This is a genomic window from Raineyella antarctica (assembly GCF_900092135.1).
Classification (GTDB): domain Bacteria; phylum Actinomycetota; class Actinomycetes; order Propionibacteriales; family Propionibacteriaceae; genus Raineyella; species Raineyella antarctica.
The window spans coordinates 317731-340987 of the sequence record NZ_FMYF01000002.1; the positions used below are offsets into that span (position 1 = coordinate 317731).

Here is a 23257-nt window from a genome sequence, read left to right on the forward strand (position 1 = left end):
GAGGTGCGCTCCTGGGCTCAGCGACGGAAGAAGGACATGAGGCCACCGTCGTTCGACGGGGCCGCGGCGTTGCGGTCGCAGGTGCACCACTGGCCGGCGGGCACGGACGCCTTGACGGAGGCGACGTGCTGGCCGCAACCGGCCCAGGTGGTCTTGCCGCAGGACGAGCAGGAAACGGGACGGCACATGGGTTTTCTCCTTCGGTGGAGTGGTGGGGACGTGTCAATAATGCCCCGGGGGGTATCCGAGGCGCAAATCGAACGGCCCGCGGGATGGCACACCCACCGTTCCGAGGATCGTTCGATGATGTCAGGCGCAGGGCCGCCCCGGGCCCCATCAGGCGGCCGGTTCCTCGATCGCTCCCTCGAACTGGGACCGGTACAGCCGGTAGTAGGCCCCATCCGCGGCCAGCAGCTCGTCGTGGTTGCCCTGCTCGACGATCCGGCCGTGCTCCATCACCAGGATGGTGTCGGCGTCCCGGATGGTGCTGAGCCGGTGGGCGATCACGAAGCTGGTCCGGTCCTTGCGCAGCGCGTTCATCGCCCGTTGGACCAGCAGCTCGGTACGGGTGTCGACCGAGCTGGTCGCCTCGTCGAGGATCAGCAGCGCCGGGTCGGCGAGGAACGCGCGGGCGATCGTGAGCAACTGCTTCTCGCCGGCGGAGATGTTGCTGCCCTCCTCGTCGATCACGGTGTCGTACCCCTCGGGGAGCGAGTGGACGAAACGGTCCACGTACGTCGCGGTGGCGGCGTCGAGGATCTCCGCCTCGGAGGCGTCCGGCCGTCCGTACGCGATGTTCTCCCGGATGGTGCCGTGGAACAGCCAGGTGTCCTGCAGCACCATGCCGATGTTCTTGCGCAGGTCGTGGCGCGGGATCGAGGTGATGTCGACCCCGTCCAGGGTGATCCGGCCGCCCTGCAGCTCGTAGAACCGCATGATCAGGTTGACCAGCGTCGTCTTGCCGGCGCCGGTCGGGCCGACGATCGCGATCGTGTGCCCCGGCTCGGCCACCAGCGACAGGTCGGTGATCAGCGGGTGCTCCGGATCGTACGAGAAGTCGACCGACTCGAACTCCACCCGGCCACGGGTCGGGTTGAGCAGGCCCGCGGCCTCGGTGGGCTCCTCGTCCTCGTCCAGCACCTCGAAGACGCGCTCGGCCGAGGCCACCCCGGACTGCAGCAGGTTGGCCATCGAGGCGACCTGGGTGATCGGCTGGGTGAACATCCGGCTGTACTGGATGAAGGCCTGCACGTCGCCGAGCGACATCTGGCCGCTGGCGACCCGCAGGCCGCCGACGACCGCTACCACGACGTACGACAGGTTCCCGACAAAGAACATCGTCGGCATGATGATGCCCGAGATGAACTGCGCGCGGAATCCGGCCCGGTAGAGCTGGTCGTTGCTCTCGGCGAAGTGGGCCTCCACCTCGTGCGCCCGGCCGAAGACCTTGACCAGGGCGTGGCCGGAGTAGGCCTCCTCGATCCGGCCGTTGAGCTCGCCGGTGTAGCGCCAGTTCAGCACGAACTGCTTCTGGGACTGCTTGCCGATGATCGTCACCAGGACCACGGAGATCGGGATCGCCGCGATCGCGATGGCGCCCAGGATCGGGGAGACGACGAACATCATCACCCCGACCCCGATGATCGTCAGCAGCCCGTTGAGCAGCTGGGACATGGTCTGCTGCAGCGTCTGGGAGATGTTGTCGATGTCGTTGGTCACCCGGCTGAGCAGCTCGCCGCGCGACTGCCGGTCGAAGTAGGCCAGCGGCAGCCGGTTGATCTTGCCGGCGACCTGCTCGCGCAGCCGGTAGACCGACCGCTGGACCACGCCGTTGAGGACGTACGCCTGGCCCCACATCAGCACCCCGGCCAGGACGTAGAGGCCCAGGGCCAGCAGCAGGACCGCGGACAGGTCACCGAACCGGATCCCCTGTCCCGGGACGACGGCCATGCCCTGCAGCATGTCGGCGAAGCGGCCGGCGGTGGAGGGGGTCAGCATGCCCCCGCCGCCCATCCCGGGCAGGCCCGGGCCGCCCTGGGCGTACGAGCGCAGGCCGGTGATGACCATGTCCTTGGTCACCGGCACCGTCTGCCCGCCCACCACGACGGTGGCCGGCAGCGCCTTGCCCATCACGCCGGCGAAGATGATGTCAGTGGCGCGGCCGATCAGCTTGGGGCCCACCACGGTGAACGCCACCCCGGTCGCGGCCATCAGGGTGACCAGGATGATCAGGGCGCGCTCGGGGCGCAGGTGCCCGAGCAGGCGGCGCAGCGAGGGGCCGAAGTTGGCCGCCTTCTCCGCGGCGGCGCCACTCATCGCGCCCATCGGGCCGTGGCCGCGTACGGTCGGCTGGTACTTGGGGCGCTCGGGGGCGGCGACGCGCACCGGGGCGCCCTTCGGGGCTCGTGTGGTGGTCATGCTGCGGCCTCCTCGGCGCTCATCTGGGACTCCACGATCTCCCGGTAGGTCGGGTTGTCGGCCAGCAGTTCCTCGTGGGTGCCCCGGCCGACGATCCTGCCGTCCTCCAGGACCAGGATCTGTTCGGCGCCGGCGATGGTGGACACGCGCTGGCCGACGATGAGCACCGCCTGGTCCCTGGTCTCGCGGACCAGGGCGGCGCGCAGGCGGGCGTCGGTGGTGACGTCGAGGGCCGAGAACGAGTCGTCGAAGATGTACAGGTCGGGCTTGCGGACCAGGGCCCGGGCGATGGACAGCCGCTGGCGCTGTCCGCCGGAGACGTTCGTGCCGCCCTGGGCGATGGGCGCCTCCAGCTGTCCCGGCATCGCCTCGACGAAGTCACGGGCCTGCGCCACCTCGAGCGCGTGCCAGAGGTCCTCGTCGGTCGCCTCGGGGTTGCCGTAGCGCAGGTTGCTGGCGACGGTCCCGGTGAACAGGTAGGGCTTCTGCGGGACCAGGCCGACCCGGCTCCAGAGCACCTCGGGGTCGAGCCGGCGGACGTCGACGCCGTCGACCTCGACGGTGCCCTGGGTCGCGTCGTAGAGCCGGGGCAGCAGGTGCACCAGGGTGGTCTTGCCCGAACCGGTCGAGCCGATGATGGCGGTGGTCCTGCCCGGCTCCATGGTGAAGGAGATGTCCTGCAGGACCGGTGCGTCCGCGCCCGGGTAGGTGAAGCCCACCCCGGCCAGGGCGACCGTGCCGTGCGTACGCACCTCGCGGATCGGGTCGGCCGGCGGGACGACGGTGCTGTCGGTGTCGAGCACCTCCATGATCCGGTCCGCGCAGACGGCGGCGCGGGGGACCATCACCAGCATCATCATCGCCATCATGCCGCTCATCAGGATCTGCATCAGGTACTGCAGGAAGGCCGTCAACTGGCCGACCTGCATCCTGCCGAGGTCGATCTGGTGCGCGCCGAACCACAGCACGGCGATGCTCGACACGTTGAGGATGAGCATCACGACGGGGAACATGCTCGCCATCAGTCGTCCGACGGAGAGTGCGGTCGCGGTGAGGTCGGCGTTCGCGGCGGCGAAGCGCTTCGCTTCGTACGGCTCGCGGACGAAGGCGCGGACGACCCGGATGCCCGAGATCTGCTCGCGCAGTACCCGGTTGAGCACGTCGATGCGCTTCTGCATGGCCTGGAAGAGCGGAACCATCCGGCTCACCAGCAGGCCGATGACGGCGGCCAGGACGAGGACGGCGACCAGGATCAGCCACGACATGTGCCAGTCGGCGCGCAGCGCCATCACCACCCCGCCGACCATGGTGATCGGCGCGCCGATGATCATGATGCAGGTCATCAGCACCAGCATCTGCACCTGCTGGACGTCGTTGGTGTTGCGGGTGATCAGGGACGGTGCGCCGAAGCGGTTCACCTCGCGGGAGGAGAAGGACAGCACGCGGGAGAAGACGGCTGCGCGTACGTCACGGCCGAAGCCCATCGCGACCATGCTGCCGAGGAGGACCGCGGCGATCTGGCAGACCACCTGGACCAGGCTGACGGCGAGCATCAGGCCGCCGTGCGACCAGATGAAGTGGGTGTCGCCCCTGGCCACGCCGTTGTCGATGATCGTGGCGTTGAGGGTGGGCAGGAAGAGGGAGGCGATCGTCGCGGCGAACTGCAGGACGACGACACCGGCCAGCAGGCCGGTGTAGGGCCGCAGGTGGCGGACGAGGAGCCGGTTCAGGGGATGCTTCACGGGAGTTCCTTCCGCAGGGCCCGGAGGAGCAGACGGGTGGTCAGGTCGGGATCGCCGAGGCGGCCGTCACCCAGCATCGGGTGGGCGGCGGCGAGGACGAAGGAGCGGACGAAGGAGGCGGCGACCAGTGGGTCGACGTCGAGGAGGTCGGCATCGGGGGCCAGGACGTCGGCGACGGCTGCGGTGAGCCGTTCCCGGTCCTCGACGCCGTGCGGATGGTGCGGGTGGCCGGGCCCATGAGGCTTGCCCTCCATGCCCGGACGCGGGCCGACCAGTGCGCTGACCAGGCTGCTGACCCGCAGGACCCGGGCGTGCAGGATCCCGACGACCTCGCGTAGCCGCACCGCCAGCGGGCCTGCCGGGTCGATGGCGTGCAGTTCGTCGATCGCCTCGGTGGGGTCGAGCGTCGCCCGGATCGTCTCGGTGAGGATGGCGTCCTTGCTGGGGAAGACCCGGAACAGGGTGCCCTCGGCGATGCCGCACGCCGCCGCGATCTGCCGGGTGGAGACATCCGGGCCGCGCTCGACGAGCAGCGGGATGGTCGCCTCGATGATGGCCTCGCGCCGGTCGCCCGGCGAGAGTCGCTGGGCTCTGGTCACCGCCCCAGTGTAGTGAGTGAGTATTCACTCAGCAAGGTGGGGCTCGGTGGTTCACAGCCCATCGGGACCTCTGAGGCTCGTTCAGGGAGGACGGAACGCTGCTCGCGATCGGGCCGATGGAGAATCCTGCGGACGGCGCCCTCGGCGTCTTCACCACCCGCGAGGCCGCCGAGAGGTTCGCCGCCACCGATCCGTTCGTCCTGGACGGCCTGGTGGAGGCATGGGAGATCACGGGGTGCCGGGAAGCCCTGCTGTGACGAGGGGACCTCGGGAGGGGGTGGCCCGCACTCGGTCCACTCTCCTCGACACCATGTCTCCACGTCGGTCACCATGGCTCCGAAGCGGCCGGTGATTGGCCGACGGTGGCATGGTTGCAGGCAGGACGAGCCCGAGGGGGAGCCGATGACCGACCGGACCTACGACGCCGTGATCTTCGACATGGACTCCACGCTGGTCGACTCGTTGCCGGCGATCGTGCGGGTGTGGACGCGCTTCGCGATGCGGTACGGGTTGACCGAGGAGCAGCTGCAGGGGATGTTCGGCCGCTCCACCCGCTCGGTGGTCACCCAGCTGGTCGGGACGGACCGCCGCGACGACGCGCTGGCCTGGATCGCCGAGCACGAGCTCGCCGACCAGGAGGGCGTGGTCGCGCTGCCCGGTGCCGCGGCGGCCCTGCGGGCCGTCGGGAGCCGGGGTGCGGTGGCCACCTCGGCCACCCGCGACATGGCGGCCGCCCGGCTCGCCGCGGCAGGCCTGCCCGCGCCCGCGGTGCTGGTCACCGCCAGCGACGTGGAGCGGGCCAAGCCGGATCCGGAGATCTTCCTGCGCGCAGCCGACCGGCTCGGCGCCGACCCGCTCAGGTGCCTGGTCGCCGAGGACGCTCCCAATGGCCTGCTCGCCGCCCGGGCCGCCGGGATGGCGACGGTGGCAGTGGCCACGACGCACACGACCGCCGAGCTGGCCCCGCTCGCGGACGTGGTGGTGCCCGACCTCGGCCACCTCTCGTGGCGGCCGGCGGACGGCGGGGTGCGGGTCAGCTCGTCGCTGTAGGAGGCGGCGTGTGCTGCTGGTGGTGCACCGGCGGGTGCGTGGCACTGGCCGTGGTGGACGGCCGCGGCAGGTCGACCGGCGAGCCGGTGAACCCCGCGCTCTCGGCGAAGCGGACCGCGGTGCCGTAGGCGATCACCTCGATCAGTTCGTCGTTCACCTGGCAGGTGTCGAACCGCATCCCGACGACCGAGTCGGCGCCGGCGTCGCGGGCCATCCGGCACATCCGGGTGACCGCCTCCTGGCGCTCGACCAGGAGCGTACGGGTCTGGATGCCGTGGTTGCCGCCGAGCTCTCGGGACCGGGCCACCACGCCCATCACGTCCCCGATCACCTGGGCGATGGTGCGGCCGGGGAAGGAGTCGGTGGTGGTCACCGGCATGCCGTGGTCGGCCCGCTGCGGCGGGGTCGGGGCAGGGGCCTCGACCGCGGGTTGCTGCGGCTGGGCGGGCTGGCCCGGGCGGGCGGGCTGCGAGGGCGGCACCGGGTACGGCGTTCCGTGCTCGGACGGCTGCGCGGTGGAGGGCTGGTGCTGGACCGTCGGGGCGGGCGGTGCCGTGGGGTGCGGGGCCGGGGGCTCCGCGGACGCGCCGGATCCGGGCGGCGTCCAGGCGGTCGGCGGGTGCGTCATGGTCTTCACCCTAGTGGGCGCGGGTCACGAAAGGGCCGTCATCGTGACCTTGACGTCCATCTCCGAGTCACCACCGGCGTACGTGCCGCGCAGCGGGGGCACGTCTGAGTAGTCCCGGCCGTGCCCGATCCGCACGTACGCCTCGTCGGGACGGTGCATCCCGGTCGGGTCGTACGCCAGCCAGGTCCCGCACCAGAACTCCACCCAGGAGTGGGACTCGGCCGCGACGCCGGTGCCGCGGACCGCGTCCGGACCGGCCGGGTGCAGGTAGCCGGACACGTACCGGGCCGGGATGCCCAGCCCGCGCAGTGCGCCGCAGGTGACGTGGCTGAAGTCCTGGCAGACCCCGCTGCCGCCGGCCCAGGCCTCGGCCGCGGTGGAGGTCACGGCCGTGCTGCCGGCCTGGTAGGCCAGCCGGTCGTGGACCAGTGCGCAGACGTCGAGGGCAGCGAGCCGGGGGGCCCGGTCGACCAGGCCGGCGGAGAGGTCGGCGAGCTCGGGGTGCGGCGTGGTCCGGGAGCTGTTGTCCAGGTACTCGCCCATCGAGTCCAGGACGGCCGGGCCGCGCAGGTCCGCCCAGTCCAGGTCGGTGGGGGAGATCCGGCGCTCGGTGTCCCACTCGTCGCCGTCGGGACGGGTCTCCACCAGCGACAGCGCCTGGATCTCGAGCCGGTCGTGCGGCTCATGGATCTCGAAGCAGGTCACCGGGGTGCCCCAGTAGTCGGTGTACGTGGTCCGCCACGGGGTCGGGGAGATCGTCAGCCGCGAGGTCCACACCACCTGCCGGTGGGTGGAGACCGGGGTCATCCGCGCCTCGTTGTAGGAGGCGCGCACCGGGGTGGCGTAGCGGAACGAGGTGACGTGGTCGATGCTCAGCCGCATGTCAGCGTGCCTCCTCGGTCGTCCAGGACTGGGCGGTCGCCCCGGCGAAGAAGTCCTGGGAGATCTTCGCGGTGACCTCGGCGCAGGTGCGCTGCACCCGGGCCATCTGCCCGGCCAGGTCGGCGTGCAGCTCGTCCACGGGCATGTACGCGAGCTCCTGGGTCATCCGGCCCAGCTCGTAGCGGGCCTCGCCGGGTCGTCCGACCCCGCGGGTGGGCTCCGAGACGGCGTTCAGCGCGTCCAGGGCGCGGGTCAGTCCGTGCATCACCGAGCGCGGGAACGAGCCGTCGCGGACCAGGAACTCCATCGCCTGGGTCGAGGCGCGCCAGCCGCGGTGGGTACGCAGGAACGCGTCGTGCGCATCGCACCCGCGCAGGGCGGCGGGCAGGGGCACCGCGCCCTCGGCGAGGGTGGTCGCGGTCACCAGCCGGGCCGTCATGTCGGCCTGCTCCAGGCTGCGGCCCAGCTGCAGGAACTGCCAGCCCTCGTCGCGCACCATCGAGCCGCGGGCCAGGCCGTAGAAGAGGGCGGACCGCTCCCGGGCCCAGTCCAGGTAACTGTGCTGGGACCGGACGGCGTGCGGGGTGACCCGCGGCAGCGCCTGCCAGGTGGTGTTCACCAGCTCCCAGACGGTGGAGGGGATCACCTCGCGGGCCCGGCGTGCGTTGTCGCGCGACTGCGCCCAGCAGTAGGCGATCGAGGACGGCTGGGAACGGTCGTACGCCAGCAGGTCGACCAGCGTCTCGTGCGCGCTGCGCCCACCCTGCTCGGCGCCGTCCAGGTCGTACGACCCGGCGGGCACCCCCATCAGGGTGAGCAGGTTGGTGCAGGCCGTGGCGGTGGGGACCACCGGCTCCTCCACGAACAGGCGCAGCTGCACCTGCAGGATCCGCGCGGTGTCCTCGGCCCGCTCGACGTAGCGACCGATCCAGAACATCGACTCGGCGATCCGGCTCAGCATGCTGCGCCCTCCTGCGGCAGCACCTGCTGCTGCTGTTCGTGCTGCGGGTTGCGGGGCGGCGCCGAGGCGGGGGGACGCTGGGCCGGGGCGGGCAGCTGGGCCAGGTCCGCCGGGGCCGTCGCCTCGGGCTGCGGACCGACCTCGGTGGTCTCCGCGCCGAACCCCTCGGCCGGGTCGACCTGCAGGGAGATCTGTTCCGGGGTCCGGGCGATCACCCAGGTGTCCTTCGAGCCGCCGCCCTGGGAGGAGTTGACGATCATCTCCCCCTCCGGCAGCGCGACCCGGGTCAGGCCGCCGGGCAGCACCCAGACGTCCTCCCCGTCGTTGACCGCGAAGGGCCGCAGGTCGACGTGCCGGGGCGCCAGCCGGTCGTTCAGGAAGGTCGGCACGGTCGACAGCTGCACCAGCGGCTGCGCGATCCAGCCGCGCGGGTCCTGCTCGACCTTGCGGCGCAGCTCGTCCAGGGTCTCGGCGCTGGCCATCGGGCCGATCACGATGCCCTTGCCGCCGGAGCCGTCGACCGGCTTGACCACCAGCTCGTCGAGGCGGTCCATCACCTCCTCGCGCGCGGCCGGCTCGGCCAGCCGCCAGGTGTCGACGTTCTTCAGCACCGGATCCTCGTGCAGGTAGTAGCGGATCAGCGCCGGGACGTACGTGTACACCAGCTTGTCGTCGGCCACCCCGTTGCCCAGGGCGTTGCACAGCGTGACCCCGCGGGCGCGGACGGCGTTGACGATGCCGGGCACCCCGAGCAGGGAGTTTCGCCGGAAGTGCACCGGGTCGATGAAGTCGTCGTCGATCCGGCGGTAGATCACGTGCACCTGCTGCATGCCGCGGGTCGTACGCATGTAGACCTTGCCGCGCCGGCACTCGAGGTCGGAGCCCTCGACCAGTTCCACGCCCATCGTGCGGGCCAGCAGGGTGTGCTCGAAGTAGGCGGAGTTGTAGACGCCCGGGGTCAGCACCACGACCGTCGGGTCCTCGACGCCCTCCGGCGCGGCCCGGCGCAGCGCGTGCAGCAGGTGCTGGGCGTAGTCGGCGACCGGGCGGACCCGCTGCTCGGCCATCGTCTCGGGCATCACCGAGGCCATCGACGTACGGTTCGTCATCACGTACGACACGCCGGACGGCACCCGGACGTTGTCCTCCAGGACGCGCATGTCGCCGTCCTCGGTGCGGATCAGGTCGATCCCGGCGACCTGGATCCGGGCGCCGTTGGTCGGGTTCATCCCGTGCAGCACCCGGTGGAAGTGGGTCGAGGTGGTGATCAGCGAGCGCGGCACGACACCGTCGGCGACGACCCGCTGGTCGTTGTAGACGTCGTGCAGGAAGGCCTCCAGGGCTCGGACCCGCTGCTGAACGCCGGTGTCGACCACGTCCCACTCGTCGGCCGGGATGATCCGGGGGACTGCGTCCAGCGGGAAGGGCCGCTCGACCCCGCCGACGTCGAAGGTGACCCCGGCGGCCAGGTAGTTGTTGGAGAGCGACTCGGCGATCGCGTGCAGGTCCCCGGGGGCCATCTGGGTCAGGGTGCGTCCGAGCAGGGCGTACGGCTCGCGGATGGCTCCGGTCCGGTCCACCATCTCGTCGAACGCCGCTCCCGTCGGGTAGTCGACCAGCATGTCAGCCATGCGGGCGACTCTACTGGACCCGACCCGCCTCCTCCCGTACTGATGCTCGTACGACCCGGGCCGTAGCAAGCTTGTAGCATGACCCGGTGAGTGATGTGCAGAATGCCCCGGCCGAGCTTCCCGAACACGAGGTGTCCGAGCAGATGCAGGTGCGCCAGGATAAGCGCACCCGGCTGCTCGAGGAAGGCCGCCCCCCGTACCCGGTGTGGGTGGACCGTACGCACACGCTGGGCCAGGTCCGCGAGGGCTGGGACCACCTGGAGACCGGCGAGGAGACCCAGGACCTGGTCGGCATCGGCGGCCGGGTCGTCTTCATGCGCAACACCGGCAAGCTCTGCTTCGCCACCCTGCAGGGCGGGTTCACGCCCGGCGCGGACGCCGCCCGGCTGCAGGTGATGGTCTCCAAGGCCGAGGTCGGCGACGATGCGCTCGCCGCCTGGAAGGCCGACGTCGACCTGGGTGACTGGGTGTACGTGCACGGCCGGGTGATCCGCTCCAAGCGCGGCGAGCTCTCGGTGATGGCCGACGGCTGGGAGATGGCCTCCAAGGCGCTGCGCCCGATGCCGAACCTGCACCACGAGCTGTCCGAGGAGACCCGGGTCCGCCAGCGGTACGCCGACCTGGTCGTCCGCCCGGAGGCGCAGACCGTGCTGCGCACCCGCGCCGCGATCACCCGGTCCATTCGCGAGACGCTGCACGCCGACGACTACCTCGAGGTCGAGACCCCGGTGCTGCAACTGGTCCATGGCGGTGCCGCGGCCCGCCCGTTCAACACCCACCTGAACGCCTTCGACATCGACATGAGCCTGCGGATCGCGCTGGAGCTGTACCTGAAGCGGGTGATGGTCGGTGGTGCCGAGCGCGTCTACGAACTGGGCCGGGTCTTCCGCAACGAGGGCATCGACTCCTCGCACTCCGCGGAGTTCACCATGCTCGAGGCCTACCAGGCCTGGGGTGACCAGACCACCATCGCGGCACTGACCAAGCAGATCATCCTGGATGCGGCCGATGCGGTCGGCACCCGGCAGATCGAGACCGACAAGGGTGTCATCGACCTCGACGGCGAGTGGCGCTGGCTCGGCGTCTACCCCGGCCTGTCGGAGCGGGTCGGGGAGGAGATCACCCCGGCCACCTCGCTGGAGCGGCTGCAGGTCGTCGCCGCCTCGCACGGGATCGAGTACGACCCGCTGTGGTCGGAGGAGAAGCTCGTGATCGAGCTGTTCGGCGAGCTGGTCGAGCCCCACCTGCTGCAGCCGACCTTCGTCTGCGACTACCCACCGGCCGCCCAGCCGCTGGCCCGCCCCCACCGTTCCGAGCCGAACAAGATCGAGGCCTGGGACCTGATCATCGGCGGGATGGAGCGCGGCACCGGCTTCTCCGAGCTGATCGACCCGGTGATCCAGCGCGAGCGTCTGACCGCCCAGTCCCTGCGCGCCGCGGAGGGCGACGAGGAGGCCATGCAGCTCGACGAGGACTTCCTGCAGGCGCTGGAGTTCGGGGCCCCGCCGATGGGCGGCCTCGGCCTGGGCATCGACCGCCTGGTGATGCTGTTCACCAACGTCGGCATCCGCGAGACGATCCTCTTCCCGCTGCTCAAGCCGCTCGGCTGAGTGCGGCCCGGGCGGTCCGCTCGCACACCTGGGGCCAGGGCGTCGGCGCCAGGCCGAAGTGCTGCTGGGTGGTCGCCGAGGCCATCACGAACGGCGCCGTGAACTGGAACGACATCGCCCGGATCGCCCGCAGGGCAGGCACCACGGTGGAGGCCAGCGCGAGCGTACGGTCCGGATAGGCCCGTACGTCACCGGGCTCCTTGCCCACGGCCGCGCAGGCGTCGGCCAGGGCCTGGCGCTGCGTCCGCGGCGGGTTGCTGGGGGTGTGCCAGACCCGTCCCCAGGCGGTCGGGTCCGCCGCGGCGGCCACCAGCAGCCGGGCCACGTCGTCGACGTCGGTCCAGGTGTGCGGCTGGTCGGGATCGCCGATCACCCGGGCGGTCCGCCCGGCCAGGGCCGCCGGAAGGGCCCGCGGGACGGACGCGTTCATCCCGGCGATGTCCCCCACGTAGTCGGAGGACCGGACCTCCACCACCCGCGCCCGCCCGGCTCGATGGGCCGTGAGGGCGTCGGCCCACATCCGGGCCCGGACCTCGCCCTTGGCCTCGGCGGGCGTGTCCGGCTGCCCCTCGACCATCGGCGCGGTCGGGCGGCCGTACGGGTAGAGGTTGCTGGTGGTGGCGAGGACCGCCCCGGACCGCTCGGCCGCCTGCAGCAACGCCGCGGCGATCGGTGGCCACTCCTGCGGCCAGCGGTGGTAGTGCGGGGGATTGACGCAGTTGTACAGCGCCGCCGCGCCCCGCGCGGCCTCGGCGGTCGCGGCCGCATCGGTCGCGTCGAGCGCCAGGCGGCGGATGCCGGGGAGGGCCGGTCCGGTGCCGCTGCGGCTGGCGAGCACCACCTCCTCGCCCTCGCTGGCGAGTTCTGCTGCGACGTGGCGGCCGATCGGTCCCGCCCCGACGACCAGGTGGAATGCCATGGATCCGTCCCCTTCGTCTCGCCTGCAATAGAGAGTGCTCTCTGATCTCTTGTGTGAGCAGTGCTCTCCTTTCAAGGGTGCAAGCCGGCGGGGTGGTCTGTCAAACGACCTTCGCGAGGAGAGGCGGGCCCGGCAGGGACGGCCGGCTAGGAGATCGTGCGGCGGTACGTGGCCATGGCAAGGACGTACGCGACCACCAGGATCCCGACGCACCAGGCGATGGCGACCCAGAGGTCGGTGCTGACCGGCTGCTGGGCCAACAGGTCGCGGATCGCGTTGACGATGGCTGTCACCGGTTGGTGGTCGGCGAAGGCGCGCACCGGGCCGGGCATGGTCTCGGTGGGGACGAAGGCCGAACTGATGAACGGCAGCAGGATGAGCGGGTAGGAGAACGCGCTGGCGCCGTCCACCGACGTGGCGGAGAGGCCGGCGATGACGGCGATCCATGTCAGGGCCAGGGTGAAGACGACCAGGATGCCGGCGACCGCGAGCCAGGCCGGCGCTCCCGCCCCGGAACGGAAGCCGATGAGGAGGGCGGCGAGGACGACGACCACGAGCGAGACCAGGTTGGCGACCAGCGAGGTCAGCACGTGCGCCCACAGCACGGACGACCGCGCGATCGGCATGGACTGGAAGCGCTCGAAGATGCCGCTCTGCATGTCCAGGAACAGCCGGAAGGCGGTGTAGGAGATCCCCGACGCGATCGTGATCAGCAGGATGCCGGGCAGCAGGTAGTTCACGTACGAATCGGACCCGGACTCGATCGCGCCGCCGAACACGTAGACGAACAGCAGCATGAAGGCGATCGGCATGATCGTGGTCGTGATGATGGTGTCCAGGCTGCGGGTGATGTGGCGCAGCGACCGTCCCAGCAGGACGGCGGTGTCGCCGAGGGCATGCGTGGTCATCGTGGTTCCTTCGTGGTCCCGGCCGGCGTCATGGCTCCCGTTGCGGGCGACCCTGTTCGCGCCTCGTCATCGACGAGGGCGAGGAAGACGTCCTCGAGGGTCGGCTGCCTCTCGACGTATTCGACCTTCGCGGGCGGGAGGAGCTGCTTGAGTTCGGTGAGGGTGCCGTTGACGATGATCCGGCCCTGGTGGAGGATCGCGATCCGGTCGGCGAGTTGTTCGGCCTCGTCGAGGTACTGCGTCGTGAGCAGCACTGTCGTGCCGTGCTCGGCGAGATCCCTGACCGCCTGCCACACCTCGTTGCGCGCCTGCGGGTCGAGCCCGTTCGTCGGCTCGTCGAGGAAGATGACCTGCGGATCCCCGATGAGGCTCATCGCGATGTCGAGTCGCCGGCGCATCCCGCCCGAATACGTCGACACCCTCCGCGTCGCGGCCTCGGTGAGGCTGAAGCGCCCGAGCAGGTCGTCCGCGATGCCGCCCGGGTCCTTGAGGTGGCGCAGCCGGGCGACCAGGACCAGGTTCTCCCGTCCGCTGAGGATCTCGTCGACGGCGGCGAACTGCCCGGTGAGGCTGATGGACCGCCGGACGTCCGTTGCCTGCTCGGCCACGTCGAAGCCGTTCACGGTGGCGCTCCCGGAATCGGCCCGGAGCAGCGTGGAGAGGATCTTCACGACAGTCGTCTTGCCCGCCCCGTTCGAGCCGAGCAGGGCGAAGATGCTGCCCCGCGCCACGTCGAGGTCCACCCCCTTCAGCACCTCCAGTGCCTTGTACGACTTCTGCAGGCCGCGTACGTGGATCGCGGGTCGGACCGCTTCGGTGATCATGTCGGAGTTCCTTCCCGCGTCACGGCCGGTCGCCCGCGACGCGGTCGATGGTGGTGGTGAGGCGTTCCCGCTCCCGGCTGATCCACTGGCCCTCCGCGTAGTTCTGCAGGAACGTCTCGGCGAACTCCACCGGGTCGGTCCCGACGATCTCGCGGATCGGGGTGCCGTCCGCCGCGCTCTGCTCGAAGAGATCGGCGAGATCATTCAGCATCGAGACCAGGACGTCCCCCTTGGAGATCGACCCGAAGTACATCAGGTACCGGTCCAGCGCCTCGATGGCGATGCGGTAATCGGTGGGTAGCTGCTTCGTGCGCGCCTTGTACTCCCGGTAGCGCTTCTTCTGTTCCAGCGAGCCCGTGACCTGCTCGATCCATCCTGCAACCATGGCTATCTCCGTTCGTCGTGGAGCTGTTCGAGTCTCTCCGAGAGGAAGCTCCACGTCCTCCAGAACTCTTCGAGGTCCTGCTGTCCCTGCGTGTTGAGGGAATAGACCTTGCGGGGCGGCCCCTTCTCGGACGGGACCTTCTCCACGTCGACCAGGCCCTTGTGCTCGATCCGGACGAGGATCGCGTAGACGGTGCCCTCGGCGATGTCGGAGAAGCCCCTCTCGCGCAGCCGTGCCGTGATCTCGTAGCCGTGCGCGGGCCGTCCGGCAAGGATCGCCAGGACGATGCCCTCCAGGGTGCCCTTGAGCATCTCCGTCATCTGCCTGCCCATAGGTCTCCCTCGCTGCTCAGTGTTACTGACTACTAGTAAATAGTAACGCTAAGTAGTGGAGAGGCAAGAGGTGGGGAGGGGCCGGTGATGGCATGCACCGGAGTTTCGTAGTACTCTAATTGCAGAATTCATCAAGTCGAGAGGTCTTGAGTTGCCCGTCCCGTTGCACCAGGCGAAGGCCGAGCTCTTCCGCACCCTCGGGCACCCGGTGAGGATCCGCGTACTGGAGCTGCTGTGCGAGGGTGACCATGCGGTCCACCAACTCCTCGCGAAGGTCGAGGTCGAGCCCAGCGCACTGTCCCAGCAACTGGGGGTACTGCGGCGCGCCGGACTGGTCCGCCAGCAGCGCATCGGTGGCGAGGTGGTGTACTCGCTGCTCGTTCCCTCGGTGCGTGACCTGCTGGCCGCAGCGCGCACCACGCTGTCGTTCCTGCTGGCCGACCAGGCCCAGCTGCAGGCCGCCCTCGACGGCGAGGCGTCCGTCGCGGAGGGAACCGAAGCGTGAGCACCGGACGAATCCTCAGGCTGATCGCCCGCACCGGGCGCACCACCGAGCCGCTCGACGACACCGCGGACCACGGTCTCGCGATCCGGGACGGCTTCGTCCCACCGCGCGCGCTGCATGGCAGCGCCCAGGTCCGCCACGTCGACGCCGGCTCCTGCAACGGCTGTGAGATCGAGCTCGGCGCGGCCTTCGGGCCCGTCTACGACGCCGAACGCGTCGGCGTCCGCCTCGTCGCCTCCCCCCGCCACGCCGACGTGGTCGCCGTCACCGGCGTGGTCACGCAGAACATGGCCGGCCCCCTGGTCAACACCGTGGACGCCGTCCCGCACCCGCGCGTGGTGGTGTCGATCGGTGACTGCACCCGTGGCTGCGGCCTGTTCGCGGGCTCGTACGCCGTGGCCGGGTCGGTGGACGACTTCGTCGAGGTGGACGTGCACGTCCCGGGTTGTCCGCCGGCGCCCGAGGCCATCGTCGCGGCGTTCCGGAAGGTGACCGGCCGATGACGCCGGACCGCCTCGCCGCCCTGGTGGACGTCGGGCTGCTCGCCCAGGCGCTGCTCGGGGCGCTGGCCGTCCTGTTCGCCGTGGTCGTGCCCCGTCGCGTACGCAACGCGGCGTCGGGCAGCGCCCTGGTCGCGGTCGGTGTCGCCGGAGCGATCACAGGTGTGGCCGCCCTGCTCGGTGCGCCCGCGGCGGGCCTGCGGATCCCGCTCGCGCTGCCGCTGGCCGGTCCGATGGATCCGATGCTGCTGGCTCCCGACCGGCTCGGTGCCGTCTTCATGGCGATCGCCGGCATGGTGGTGGCCCTGTCGGCCCTGTTCGGGATCGGGTACGCCCACGGTGCCGCCGCGTCACGTACGGGCTGGACCGCCTTCGCGGTCTTCGCGGTCGGCCTGCAGTTCGTCCCTGCCGCCGCGGATGCCGTCACCTTCCTACTGGCCTGGGAACTGATGGCCGGCGGGTCCACCGTGCTGCTGCTGGCCGACCATGCCGTCCGGGAGCCCGTACGTCGCGCCACGCTCTGGTACGCCGTGATGACCCACCTGAGCTTCCTGCTGCTGCTCACCGGTTTCGGCATCCTCGCCGCTGCGGCCGGAGGCACGTCCTGGGCCACGATGGCCGGGGCCGGGCTCGGGGGCCCGGTGGCCGGGGTCGCGTTCGTGCTGCTCACCGCCGGGTTCGCCACGAAGGCCGGCCTGGTGCCGGTGCACGTCTGGCTGCCGCGGGCACACCCCGAGGCGCCCAGTCACATGTCCGCGGCGATGAGCGCCGCGATGGTGAAGATGGGGGTCTACGGCATCATGATGGTCGTCCTCCGACTGCTGCCCGAGGGGCCCCGCTGGTGGGCGGTGCTGCTGATCGCCCTCGGGGCCGGTTCGGCTCTCTACGGCATCCTGCAGGCGTCCGTCCAGTCCGACCTCAAGCGCCTGCTGGCCTACTCGACGACCGAGAACGTCGGCCTGGTCGTGGCCGCCGTCGGGATCGGGGTGCTGCTGCGCGACTCCGGCCAGGACGGGGTGGCCGGCGTGGCGTTCCTCGCGGCCCTGCTCCTGGCGGTGAGCCACGCAGCGTTCAAGACGGTGCTGTTCCTCGGTGCGGGCTCGGTCCTGCACGCCACCGGGGAGCGTGACCTCGACCTGCTCGGCGGCCTGGCCTCGCGGATGCCCTGGACGGCCACGGCCTTCGGCATCGGCGCGATGGGCGCCGCGGCGCTGCCGGTGACGTCCGGCTTCGTGGCGGAGTGGGCGCTGCTGCAGGCCCTCGTCCACGCCGATGCCCGTGCGGACCGGCTCGTCGCCGTCGTCATGCCGGTCACGATGGCCGTGGTCGCGCTCACGGTCGGACTCGGCCTGCTCACGTTCGTCAAGGCCCTCGGCATCGGCTTCCTCGCCCGGCCCCGCACACGGGCGGCCGCCGACGCCCACGAGGCTGGGATCACCATGCGCGCAGCACTGGCCGTCGGCTCGCTGCTGGTCCTCGCGCTCGGGCTGGCTCCCGGACCGGTGTCGGTGGCCCTTGCCGGCGCGGTGCCCGCCGGCGGGGTGTCCACCGTCGCCGGCACCGGCCTGGTGCTGGATGCCGTCGGCGTCGTGCTGCACCCCGTCGGCCTCACCCTGCTGCTGCTGGCGATCCTGGTCCCGCTGGTCGTCGTGAACGTCGTCCTGGCCCGGCGGCACCCCCGTCGTGACGTCGGCCTGGCCTGGGGGAGCGGCGGCGAACGCACCAGCCCCCGGATGGAGTATAACGCCACCAGCTACGCGGAGCCGCTGGTCCGGGTCTTCGGTTCGTCGTTGCAGGCGACCCGCAGCGTCGAGGTGGTCCGGCACGAGCAGTCGCCACTGCTGGTGTCGCAGGTGGCCTTCACCCAGGAGACCGTCGACGTGGTCGAGGAGCGCATCTACCTGCCCGCCGCCCGCCGGGCCGAACGATTCGGCGACCTCGCACGGACCGTCCAGAACGGCAGCATCCACCGTTACGTCGGCTTCTCCTTCGCCGCCCTCGTGGTCGTCCTGGTGGTGCTGGCGCTGTGGTGACCGAGGCTGTGGTGATCGAGGCTGTGGGACTCGACTCGGGGGTGATCGACTCGGTGCTGGTCATCGTGACCCAGCTGGTCCTCGCGATCGCGGTCACGCCGCTGCTGATCGGCGTGATGAGGACCACCCGCGCCCGGCTGGAGGGCCGCGTGGGTGGTGGCATCGGCCAGCCCTGGCGCGACGTGGCCAAGCTGTTGTCGAAGGAGCCGCTGCGCGCCCCGGGCTCGACGCCGGTGCTGACGACGGCGCCGATCCTGCTGGTGGCCTCCAGCCTGCTGCTGTGTGCCCTGGTCCCGCTGGTCAGCACGCTGGCGCTGGCCAGCGTCCCCGGCGACCTGTTCGTGGTCGTCTCGGTCCTGCTGCTGGGCACGGTGGCCCTCGCCCTGCTCGGCCTGGAGTCGGGCACCGCCTTCGGGGGGATGGGCTCCAGCCGGCACATGACGATCGCCGCGCTCGTCGAACCGACGGTCCTGCTGAGCATCTACGCGCTCAGCGTCCCGACCGGGACATCGGCGCTGGCCTCCATCGTGCAGGCCCGCAAGCTCGACCCGACGTCCCTGCTGAACCCGGTGAGCCTGTTGTCCATCGTCGCGCTCGTCGTCGTGGTGATCGCCGAGACCGGACGCCTGCCGGTGGACAACCCCTCCACGCACCTGGAGCTCACCATGGTGCACGAGGCGATGATCCTGGAGAGCGGTGGCCGGGACCTCGGCTGGCTCGAGTTCGGCTCGTGGCTGCGCCTCACCGCGCTGCTCGGCCTGGTCGTCAACCTCGCCATGCCGTGGGGGGTCGCCGCGGACGCCGCACCGCTGGGCCTGCTCGTCGGCCTGGTGACCATCACGGCCAAACTGCTGGTGACCGGTGCGCTGCTCGCGGCCGCCGAGGTGTTCATGGCCAAGCTCCGGCTGTTCCGCGTCCCCGAGCTGCTGGCCGGCTCCTTCGTCCTGGCGTTCCTCTCGGTGAGCGCCTCCTACCTGGTGTTCTAGCAGGAGACCCCGATGTCCGACCACCTGTACGAGCAACTGCTCGCGACCACCACCGGCCTGTTGCTGCTCACCGCAGTGCTGCAGGTCTGGGGGCGCTCGGTGACCCGGGCGATCCGCCTGCTGGCGATCCAGGGCCTCGCCCTGGCCGGGTTGGTCCTGGTCGTCGGCCTGCACGGGGGCGAGCGCCAGGCACCGCCGGTCGCGCTGCTGGTCCTGCTGGTCAAGGCGGTGGCGATGCCCTGGGCGATGGCCCGGTCGGCCCGGCTGATCGACCAGACCAAGGAGGCCGGCTCGCTGGCGAACCCGGCCGTCGAACTCATCGGCGCCGCCGGCCTCACCCTGCTCGCCTACGCCATCAGTGGCCCCCTCCTCGGGGGCCAGGCCGATCCCGCCGCGCAGGCCGCGCCGGTCGGCTTCTCCCTGGTGCTGCTGGGCTTCTGGCAGCTGCTCATCCGCCGGTCGGCGCTCACCCAGCTGGTCGCCTTCCTGCTGATCGACAACGGCATCGCGACGATCGCCTTCCTCACCTCCGGTGGCCTCCCGCTGACCATCGAGCTGGGGGTGTCGCTGGACGTGCTGCTGGTGGTCCTCATCCTCGGCGTCCTGGTGGTACGGATGCACGAGGAGCAAGGACACATCGACATCACCGAGCTGAGGGAGTTGCGGGACTGATGGCCGCCCTGATCTGGATCGCGCTCGCGCTGCCGCTGCTCCTGGCGGCGCTGAGCTTCCTGCTGCGTCGCCACAGCTGGACACTCTGGTTGCCGGTCGCCGCCGCGGCGACCCTGCTGGTGGTCGGCGTCGCGCTGGTCGTCGCCGTCCACCTCGGCGGCCCGCTCAGCACCGGGGCGGGCCTGCTCCGGGTGGACGCCCTGAGCGCCTGGATGCTGTCCGTGGTGGGGGCCGTCGCAGTGATAGCGCTGTGGGCCGGCATCCCGCACCGGGCCGACCGCCAGCGCAGCATCGGCCTGTTCGCCACCCTGCTGGCCCTCTTCCTGACCGCCATGGCCCTCGCCGTCGTCGCCGACAACCTCGGACTGTTGTGGGTCGCCATCGAGCTGACGACGATCACCACCGCCTTCCTGGTCGGCTACCGCGGCGGACGGGGAGCACTGGAGGCGGCCTGGAAGTACGTGGTCCTCGGCTCGGTCGGCATCGCGATCGCCTTCCTCGGCATCGTCCTGCTCTATGCGGCCAGCCGCGGCACGGGGGAGCCCTCGCTGTCGTGGCTCGGTCTGCTCGAGAGCGCCGCCCGGCTCGACCCGGCACTCACGCGCGCCGCCGGCGCCCTGACGGTCCTCGGCTTCGCCACCAAGGTGGGCCTGGCGCCGATGCACTCCTGGCTGCCGGACGCCCAGAGCCAGGCCCCGGCCCCGGTCAGCGGCCTGATGTCCGGCGTCCTGGAGGCGGTGGCCCTCTACGCGATCCTGCGGGTCCAGGCGATCACCGACGCAGCGATCGGTCCCGAACTCGTCCGCGGCATGCTCGTCACCGCGGGGCTGCTGTCGTTGGGGGTCGCGGCGGCGATGTCGCTCACCCAGAAGGACTACCGACGCCTGCTCGCCTACAGCAGCATGGAGCACATGGGCCTCCTGGCGCTGGGGGTGGCAGCGGGAGGGCCGCTCGCCCTGGCGGCGGTCCTGCTGCACATGCTCGGCCACGGGCTGGCGAAGTCGACCATGTTCGTCCTGGCCGGACGCGTCCTGGGCACAGTCGGCGGCCACCGCATCTCCGATGTCCGTAACCTGCTGCGGCGCCGTCCCGACCTCGGGGCGCCCTTCCTCCTCGGCGCGGCCGCCCTGCTCGGCTTCCCGCCGTTCGTCACCTTCTTCACCGAGGTCGCGATCCTGGTCGCCGGGTTCGGTCGCGGACTCGGCTGGCAGATGGCGCTCGCCGGTGTCCTGCTGCTCGCCATGTTCGCAGGCTTCGCGCGCCACGTCCTCGCGATGACCGTGGGCAGCGACCCCGACCCGGTCACGCCCGACCCGGAGGCCCTGATGCCGGATCGTCCCACCGTCTTCCGGCAGGTCCCGGTGGTGATCGCCCTCGGGCTCAGCGCCGTCCTGGCCTTCGCGGCCTGGCCGCTCGTCGGCGTCCTGACCGACGCGGTGGCTGCGCTGGGAGGTACCCGATGACCCGCCTCGCCCCACCCGAGACCGTCCTGGTCACCCGCGACCAGCTCGCCGCCGCGATGGCCACCCAGCTGCAGAGGGGCCTCCGGCTCGCCCTGGTGGCGGCGCACGAGGACGGGCCCCTTGTACGGGGCACCTCCTTCCGGGTCGTCCATGTCTTCCTCGGCAGTGCGGGAGAGCGGGTCGAGGTCGTCGTCGAGGTCCCGCGGGACGACGCGTGGCTGCCCACCCTGGCCGGCCTGTCCTACCCGGCGGGCAGGTTCGAGCGGGAGATCCGCGACCTCTACGGCATCGTCCCGCGGGGCCACCCCCAGCCGTATCGGCTGGTCCGCCACGGACACTGGCCCACCGGCTTCTACCCGATGCTCCGCGACGCCGACCCGGCACCCACGTTCGGCGCCGACCAGGGGTTCCCGTTCGTCGAGGTCTCGGGCAAAGGCGTCTACGAGATCCCGGTCGGCCCTGTCCATGCGGGCATGATCGAGCCGGGCCACTTCCGGTTCTCGGTGGTGGGGGAGACGATCGTACGGATGTACCAGCGGCTGTACTTCGCGCACCGGGGTGTGGAGAAGCTGTTCGAGGGTCGCCCCGTCGCCGACGGCATCCCCCTGGCCGAGCGGATCAGCGGCGACACCGCCGTCGGCCACAGCCTCGCGTACGCCATGGCCGTCGAGGATGCCCTGGGCATCGAGGTGCCCGAACATGACCGACTGGTGCGGGCCCTGCTGCTGGAGTGCGAGCGCCTCTACAACCACGTCAACGACATCGGCGCCATCATCAACGACACCGGCCTGAGCATCGTGAACCAGCACGCCGGACGGCTGCGGGAGACCCTGCTGCGCCACAACGCCCGGCTCACCGGCCACCGCCTGCTGCGCGGCGCGATCCGGATCGGCGGCGCCGACCTGGCGTCGGCCCCCGACCTCGCCCTGGTGACGTCCGTCGCGGCCGAGGCCGCGGAGCTGGCGTCGATCGCTACCGGGCACGGCATGGTCGCGAACCGGCTCGACACCACCGCCGTCCTGCCGCCGGAGCAGGCGCGCCGGCTCGGCGTCCTCGGCTACGTGGCGCGCGCGTCCGGCCTGGCCGTCGATGCCCGCGCCGACCAGCCGTTCGTCGACCTCGGCGAGCGGTTCGAGGTCATCACCCGCACCACCGGCGACGTACGCGCCCGCTTCGACGTCCGAGTGGACGAGGTCGCCGTGACCGCGCGCCTGGTGGCAGACCTCGCCGCGCGCATCGCCGCGCTGGAGGGGAGCGGGTCGGACAGCAACGCGTCGGCGTCGGCGGACCTGCCCACCGGACCCGGGGCCGGGCTGGGTGTCGTGGAGGCCTGGCGCGGCACCCTGGTCCACCGCATCGAGGTGGATGCCCACGGCGTGCTCACCCGGGTCAAGGTCGTGGATCCTTCGTTCTGCACGTGGCCCGGGCTGCCGGTCGCACTGGCCGAGACGATCGTCCCCGACTTCCCGCTGGCCAACAAGAGCTTCAACATGTCCTACGCCGGCAACGACCTCTGAGAATGCCGAACGTCAGGTAGCCCGGAGTAGCGTGGAGAGATGACATCTGTCGGGGGTAAGCACGTTCGTCTGGTCGTCGTCGGGATCCTGGCAGCGGTGGCCCTGTCGGGTTGCAGCTCCGGTGGCCGTTCCTCCGATGGAGGAATGATGGGCGGGAACGGGGGCGGCGGAACCGGTGGGGCCACCACCCCGGGCTCCTCGCAGGCCCGGCTGTCCTGTACGGCGCCGGAGTCCCTGCCCGGCCAGACCGTTTCGGTCACCCTGACCGACGCGGGCATGATGAACTCACCGATGATGGGCGGCAGCGCCCCGATGGGTGAGCGCATGAGTCTTCGTGCCTCCCCGGCCAGCGTCCCCGCCGGCCAGGTCAGCTTCGTGGCCTCCAACTTCGGAGGGCGCACCCACGAGCTGGTGATCCTGCCCCTGCCCGCTGGCACCTCCGCCGGGAAGCGGGTCCCCGGCGCGGACGGCAAGGTTGACGAAGCAGGCAGTCTCGGCGAGGCGTCCGCCTCCTGCGCCGCTGGCACCGGGGAGGGCATCACCCCCGGCGCCACGGGCTGGATCACCCTCACCCTGCCGCCCGGCCGCTACGAACTGGTCTGCAACCTGCAGAACCACTACGCCGACGGCATGTACCAGGAACTCGACGTCACCTGACGACCGGCCCTGAGGGCACTTCGCTGCTCCTGACG

24 protein-coding genes are annotated in these 23257 nt (G+C 71.1%); 11 read left to right on the plus strand and 13 right to left on the minus strand.

All coding sequences use genetic code 11. The annotated features are described in order from the left end of the window. Positions 1–17: 17 nt before the first annotated feature. The 4 genes from GA0111570_RS17575 to GA0111570_RS03925 all read right to left on the minus strand — a co-directional run bounded on the left by GA0111570_RS17575 (position 18) and on the right by GA0111570_RS03925 (position 4759). Positions 18–188 carry a hypothetical protein gene (locus tag GA0111570_RS17575; protein ID WP_175557307.1) on the minus strand — a complete coding sequence of 57 codons (171 nt, stop codon included), beginning with the start codon at positions 186–188 and terminating at the stop codon, positions 18–20. A 148-nt stretch (positions 189–336) separates the two neighbouring features. Then, on the minus strand, positions 337–2418 hold the full coding sequence (locus GA0111570_RS03915) for an ABC transporter ATP-binding protein (RefSeq protein WP_092606582.1): 2082 nt from the start codon (positions 2416–2418) through the stop codon (positions 337–339). Continuing rightward, the gene (locus GA0111570_RS03920) at positions 2415–4160 is read right to left on the minus strand and encodes an ABC transporter ATP-binding protein (RefSeq protein ID WP_217634007.1); all 1746 of its coding nucleotides are present in this window, start codon (positions 4158–4160) and stop codon (positions 2415–2417) included. The genes GA0111570_RS03915 and GA0111570_RS03920 overlap by 4 nt, the downstream gene beginning before the upstream one ends. Further along, entirely contained in the window at positions 4157–4759 is a 603-nt protein-coding gene (locus GA0111570_RS03925; RefSeq protein WP_092606585.1) for a TetR/AcrR family transcriptional regulator, read from the minus strand. Before GA0111570_RS03925 ends, GA0111570_RS03920 begins: the two co-directional genes overlap by 4 nt. A 116-nt stretch (positions 4760–4875) precedes the next feature. On the opposite strand from GA0111570_RS03925, the gene GA0111570_RS17580 reads away from it, so the two are divergent. Beyond that, the gene (locus GA0111570_RS17580; RefSeq protein ID WP_175557308.1) at positions 4876–5016 is read left to right on the plus strand and encodes a YciI family protein; all 141 of its coding nucleotides are present in this window, start codon (positions 4876–4878) and stop codon (positions 5014–5016) included. Positions 5017–5161: 145 nt separating this feature from the next. Continuing rightward, the gene (locus GA0111570_RS03930) at positions 5162–5809 is read left to right on the plus strand and encodes an HAD family hydrolase (protein WP_092606589.1); all 648 of its coding nucleotides are present in this window, start codon (positions 5162–5164) and stop codon (positions 5807–5809) included. Here GA0111570_RS03930 and GA0111570_RS03935 read toward each other — a convergent pair. From GA0111570_RS03935 to GA0111570_RS03950, 4 genes are read right to left on the minus strand one after another with little or no spacing between them, the layout of a single operon-like run. Next, a complete protein-coding gene (locus GA0111570_RS03935; RefSeq protein WP_139283137.1) occupies positions 5793–6437 on the minus strand; it encodes a YbjQ family protein in 645 nt (214 codons plus the stop codon). The genes GA0111570_RS03930 and GA0111570_RS03935 overlap by 17 nt on opposite strands. A 24-nt stretch (positions 6438–6461) precedes the next feature. After that, entirely contained in the window at positions 6462–7319 is an 858-nt protein-coding gene (locus GA0111570_RS03940) for a transglutaminase family protein (protein ID WP_092606595.1), read from the minus strand. 1 nt (position 7320) lies between these two features. Then, positions 7321–8280, minus strand: a complete 960-nt coding sequence (locus GA0111570_RS03945) for an alpha-E domain-containing protein (protein WP_092606598.1) — start codon at positions 8278–8280, stop codon at positions 7321–7323. Continuing rightward, positions 8274–9911 (minus strand): circularly permuted type 2 ATP-grasp protein, encoded by a 1638-nt coding sequence (locus GA0111570_RS03950; RefSeq protein ID WP_092606601.1) that lies wholly within the window; start codon positions 9909–9911, stop codon positions 8274–8276. Before GA0111570_RS03950 ends, GA0111570_RS03945 begins: the two co-directional genes overlap by 7 nt. Positions 9912–10054: 143 nt before the next feature. On the opposite strand from GA0111570_RS03950, the gene lysS reads away from it, so the two are divergent. After that, the gene (gene lysS, locus GA0111570_RS03955; protein ID WP_092607137.1) at positions 10055–11521 is read left to right on the plus strand and encodes a lysine--tRNA ligase; all 1467 of its coding nucleotides are present in this window, start codon (positions 10055–10057) and stop codon (positions 11519–11521) included. Here the strand turns inward: lysS and GA0111570_RS03960 are convergent. From GA0111570_RS03960 to GA0111570_RS03980, 5 genes are all read right to left on the minus strand, one after another. After that, complete coding sequence (locus tag GA0111570_RS03960; RefSeq protein ID WP_092606604.1) at positions 11505–12440, minus strand: NAD-dependent epimerase/dehydratase family protein; 936 nt, start codon at positions 12438–12440, stop codon at positions 11505–11507. The genes lysS and GA0111570_RS03960 overlap by 17 nt on opposite strands. Before the next feature lie 146 nt (positions 12441–12586). Continuing rightward, the gene (locus tag GA0111570_RS03965; RefSeq protein ID WP_092606607.1) at positions 12587–13348 is read right to left on the minus strand and encodes an ABC transporter permease; all 762 of its coding nucleotides are present in this window, start codon (positions 13346–13348) and stop codon (positions 12587–12589) included. Further along, on the minus strand, positions 13345–14172 hold the full coding sequence (locus tag GA0111570_RS03970) for an ABC transporter ATP-binding protein (protein ID WP_092606609.1): 828 nt from the start codon (positions 14170–14172) through the stop codon (positions 13345–13347). The genes GA0111570_RS03965 and GA0111570_RS03970 overlap by 4 nt, the downstream gene beginning before the upstream one ends. A 19-nt stretch (positions 14173–14191) precedes the next feature. Beyond that, a complete protein-coding gene (locus tag GA0111570_RS03975; RefSeq protein WP_092606612.1) occupies positions 14192–14557 on the minus strand; it encodes a DUF1048 domain-containing protein in 366 nt (121 codons plus the stop codon). Positions 14558–14559: 2 nt separating this feature from the next. Then, positions 14560–14889 (minus strand): PadR family transcriptional regulator, encoded by a 330-nt coding sequence (locus tag GA0111570_RS03980; protein WP_092606615.1) that lies wholly within the window; start codon positions 14887–14889, stop codon positions 14560–14562. A gap of 151 nt (positions 14890–15040) precedes the next feature. Here GA0111570_RS03980 and GA0111570_RS03985 point away from each other — a divergent pair, with 151 nt between their 5' ends. Genes GA0111570_RS03985 through GA0111570_RS04020 form a run of 8 tightly spaced genes read left to right on the plus strand, consistent with a single transcriptional unit; the run spans position 15041 to position 23222 of the window. After that, positions 15041–15394, plus strand: coding sequence for an ArsR/SmtB family transcription factor (locus tag GA0111570_RS03985; protein ID WP_092606618.1), 354 nt, complete (start codon positions 15041–15043; stop codon positions 15392–15394). Next, positions 15391–15897, plus strand: coding sequence for an NADH-quinone oxidoreductase subunit B family protein (locus GA0111570_RS03990; RefSeq protein WP_092606621.1), 507 nt, complete (start codon positions 15391–15393; stop codon positions 15895–15897). The genes GA0111570_RS03985 and GA0111570_RS03990 overlap by 4 nt, the downstream gene beginning before the upstream one ends. Then, positions 15894–17927: a proton-conducting transporter transmembrane domain-containing protein gene (locus tag GA0111570_RS03995; protein ID WP_092606624.1), complete on the plus strand. Its 2034-nt coding sequence runs from the start codon at positions 15894–15896 to the stop codon at positions 17925–17927. Before GA0111570_RS03990 ends, GA0111570_RS03995 begins: the two co-directional genes overlap by 4 nt. Beyond that, the gene (locus GA0111570_RS04000) at positions 17924–18913 is read left to right on the plus strand and encodes a respiratory chain complex I subunit 1 family protein (RefSeq protein ID WP_245703007.1); all 990 of its coding nucleotides are present in this window, start codon (positions 17924–17926) and stop codon (positions 18911–18913) included. The genes GA0111570_RS03995 and GA0111570_RS04000 overlap by 4 nt, the downstream gene beginning before the upstream one ends. Positions 18914–18925: 12 nt before the next feature. Next, entirely contained in the window at positions 18926–19585 is a 660-nt protein-coding gene (locus GA0111570_RS04005; RefSeq protein ID WP_092606627.1) for a hypothetical protein, read from the plus strand. Continuing rightward, positions 19585–21048 carry a proton-conducting transporter transmembrane domain-containing protein gene (locus tag GA0111570_RS04010; RefSeq protein ID WP_092606630.1) on the plus strand — a complete coding sequence of 488 codons (1464 nt, stop codon included), beginning with the start codon at positions 19585–19587 and terminating at the stop codon, positions 21046–21048. The genes GA0111570_RS04005 and GA0111570_RS04010 overlap by 1 nt, the downstream gene beginning before the upstream one ends. Then, a complete protein-coding gene (locus GA0111570_RS04015) occupies positions 21045–22565 on the plus strand; it encodes a hydrogenase large subunit (RefSeq protein WP_092606632.1) in 1521 nt (506 codons plus the stop codon). The genes GA0111570_RS04010 and GA0111570_RS04015 overlap by 4 nt, the downstream gene beginning before the upstream one ends. A gap of 39 nt (positions 22566–22604) precedes the next feature. After that, positions 22605–23222: a hypothetical protein gene (locus GA0111570_RS04020; protein ID WP_092606635.1), complete on the plus strand. Its 618-nt coding sequence runs from the start codon at positions 22605–22607 to the stop codon at positions 23220–23222. The last annotated feature ends 35 nt before the right edge of the window (positions 23223–23257 follow it).

Excerpts from the sequence above, each read along its gene's own strand:
- GA0111570_RS17575 (WP_175557307.1), bottom strand. The coding sequence starts at position 188 with ATGTGCCGTCCCGTTTCCTGCTCGTCCTGCGGCAAGACCACCTGGGCC.
- GA0111570_RS03915 (WP_092606582.1), bottom strand. The coding sequence starts at position 2,418 with ATGACCACCACACGAGCCCCGAAGGGCGCCCCGGTGCGCGTCGCCGCC.
- GA0111570_RS17580 (WP_175557308.1), top strand. The coding sequence starts at position 4,876 with ATGGAGAATCCTGCGGACGGCGCCCTCGGCGTCTTCACCACCCGCGAG.
- GA0111570_RS03930 (WP_092606589.1), top strand. The coding sequence starts at position 5,162 with ATGACCGACCGGACCTACGACGCCGTGATCTTCGACATGGACTCCACG.
- GA0111570_RS03935 (WP_139283137.1), bottom strand. The coding sequence starts at position 6,437 with ATGACGCACCCGCCGACCGCCTGGACGCCGCCCGGATCCGGCGCGTCC.
- GA0111570_RS03940 (WP_092606595.1), bottom strand. The coding sequence starts at position 7,319 with ATGCGGCTGAGCATCGACCACGTCACCTCGTTCCGCTACGCCACCCCG.
- GA0111570_RS03945 (WP_092606598.1), bottom strand. The coding sequence starts at position 8,280 with ATGCTGAGCCGGATCGCCGAGTCGATGTTCTGGATCGGTCGCTACGTC.
- GA0111570_RS03950 (WP_092606601.1), bottom strand. The coding sequence starts at position 9,911 with ATGGCTGACATGCTGGTCGACTACCCGACGGGAGCGGCGTTCGACGAG.
- lysS (WP_092607137.1), top strand. The coding sequence starts at position 10,055 with ATGCAGGTGCGCCAGGATAAGCGCACCCGGCTGCTCGAGGAAGGCCGC.
- GA0111570_RS03960 (WP_092606604.1), bottom strand. The coding sequence starts at position 12,440 with ATGGCATTCCACCTGGTCGTCGGGGCGGGACCGATCGGCCGCCACGTC.
- GA0111570_RS03965 (WP_092606607.1), bottom strand. The coding sequence starts at position 13,348 with ATGACCACGCATGCCCTCGGCGACACCGCCGTCCTGCTGGGACGGTCG.
- GA0111570_RS03970 (WP_092606609.1), bottom strand. The coding sequence starts at position 14,172 with ATGATCACCGAAGCGGTCCGACCCGCGATCCACGTACGCGGCCTGCAG.
- GA0111570_RS03975 (WP_092606612.1), bottom strand. The coding sequence starts at position 14,557 with ATGGTTGCAGGATGGATCGAGCAGGTCACGGGCTCGCTGGAACAGAAG.
- GA0111570_RS03980 (WP_092606615.1), bottom strand. The coding sequence starts at position 14,889 with ATGGGCAGGCAGATGACGGAGATGCTCAAGGGCACCCTGGAGGGCATC.
- GA0111570_RS03995 (WP_092606624.1), top strand. The coding sequence starts at position 15,894 with ATGACGCCGGACCGCCTCGCCGCCCTGGTGGACGTCGGGCTGCTCGCC.
- GA0111570_RS04005 (WP_092606627.1), top strand. The coding sequence starts at position 18,926 with ATGTCCGACCACCTGTACGAGCAACTGCTCGCGACCACCACCGGCCTG.
- GA0111570_RS04010 (WP_092606630.1), top strand. The coding sequence starts at position 19,585 with ATGGCCGCCCTGATCTGGATCGCGCTCGCGCTGCCGCTGCTCCTGGCG.
- GA0111570_RS04015 (WP_092606632.1), top strand. The coding sequence starts at position 21,045 with ATGACCCGCCTCGCCCCACCCGAGACCGTCCTGGTCACCCGCGACCAG.
- GA0111570_RS04020 (WP_092606635.1), top strand. The coding sequence starts at position 22,605 with ATGACATCTGTCGGGGGTAAGCACGTTCGTCTGGTCGTCGTCGGGATC.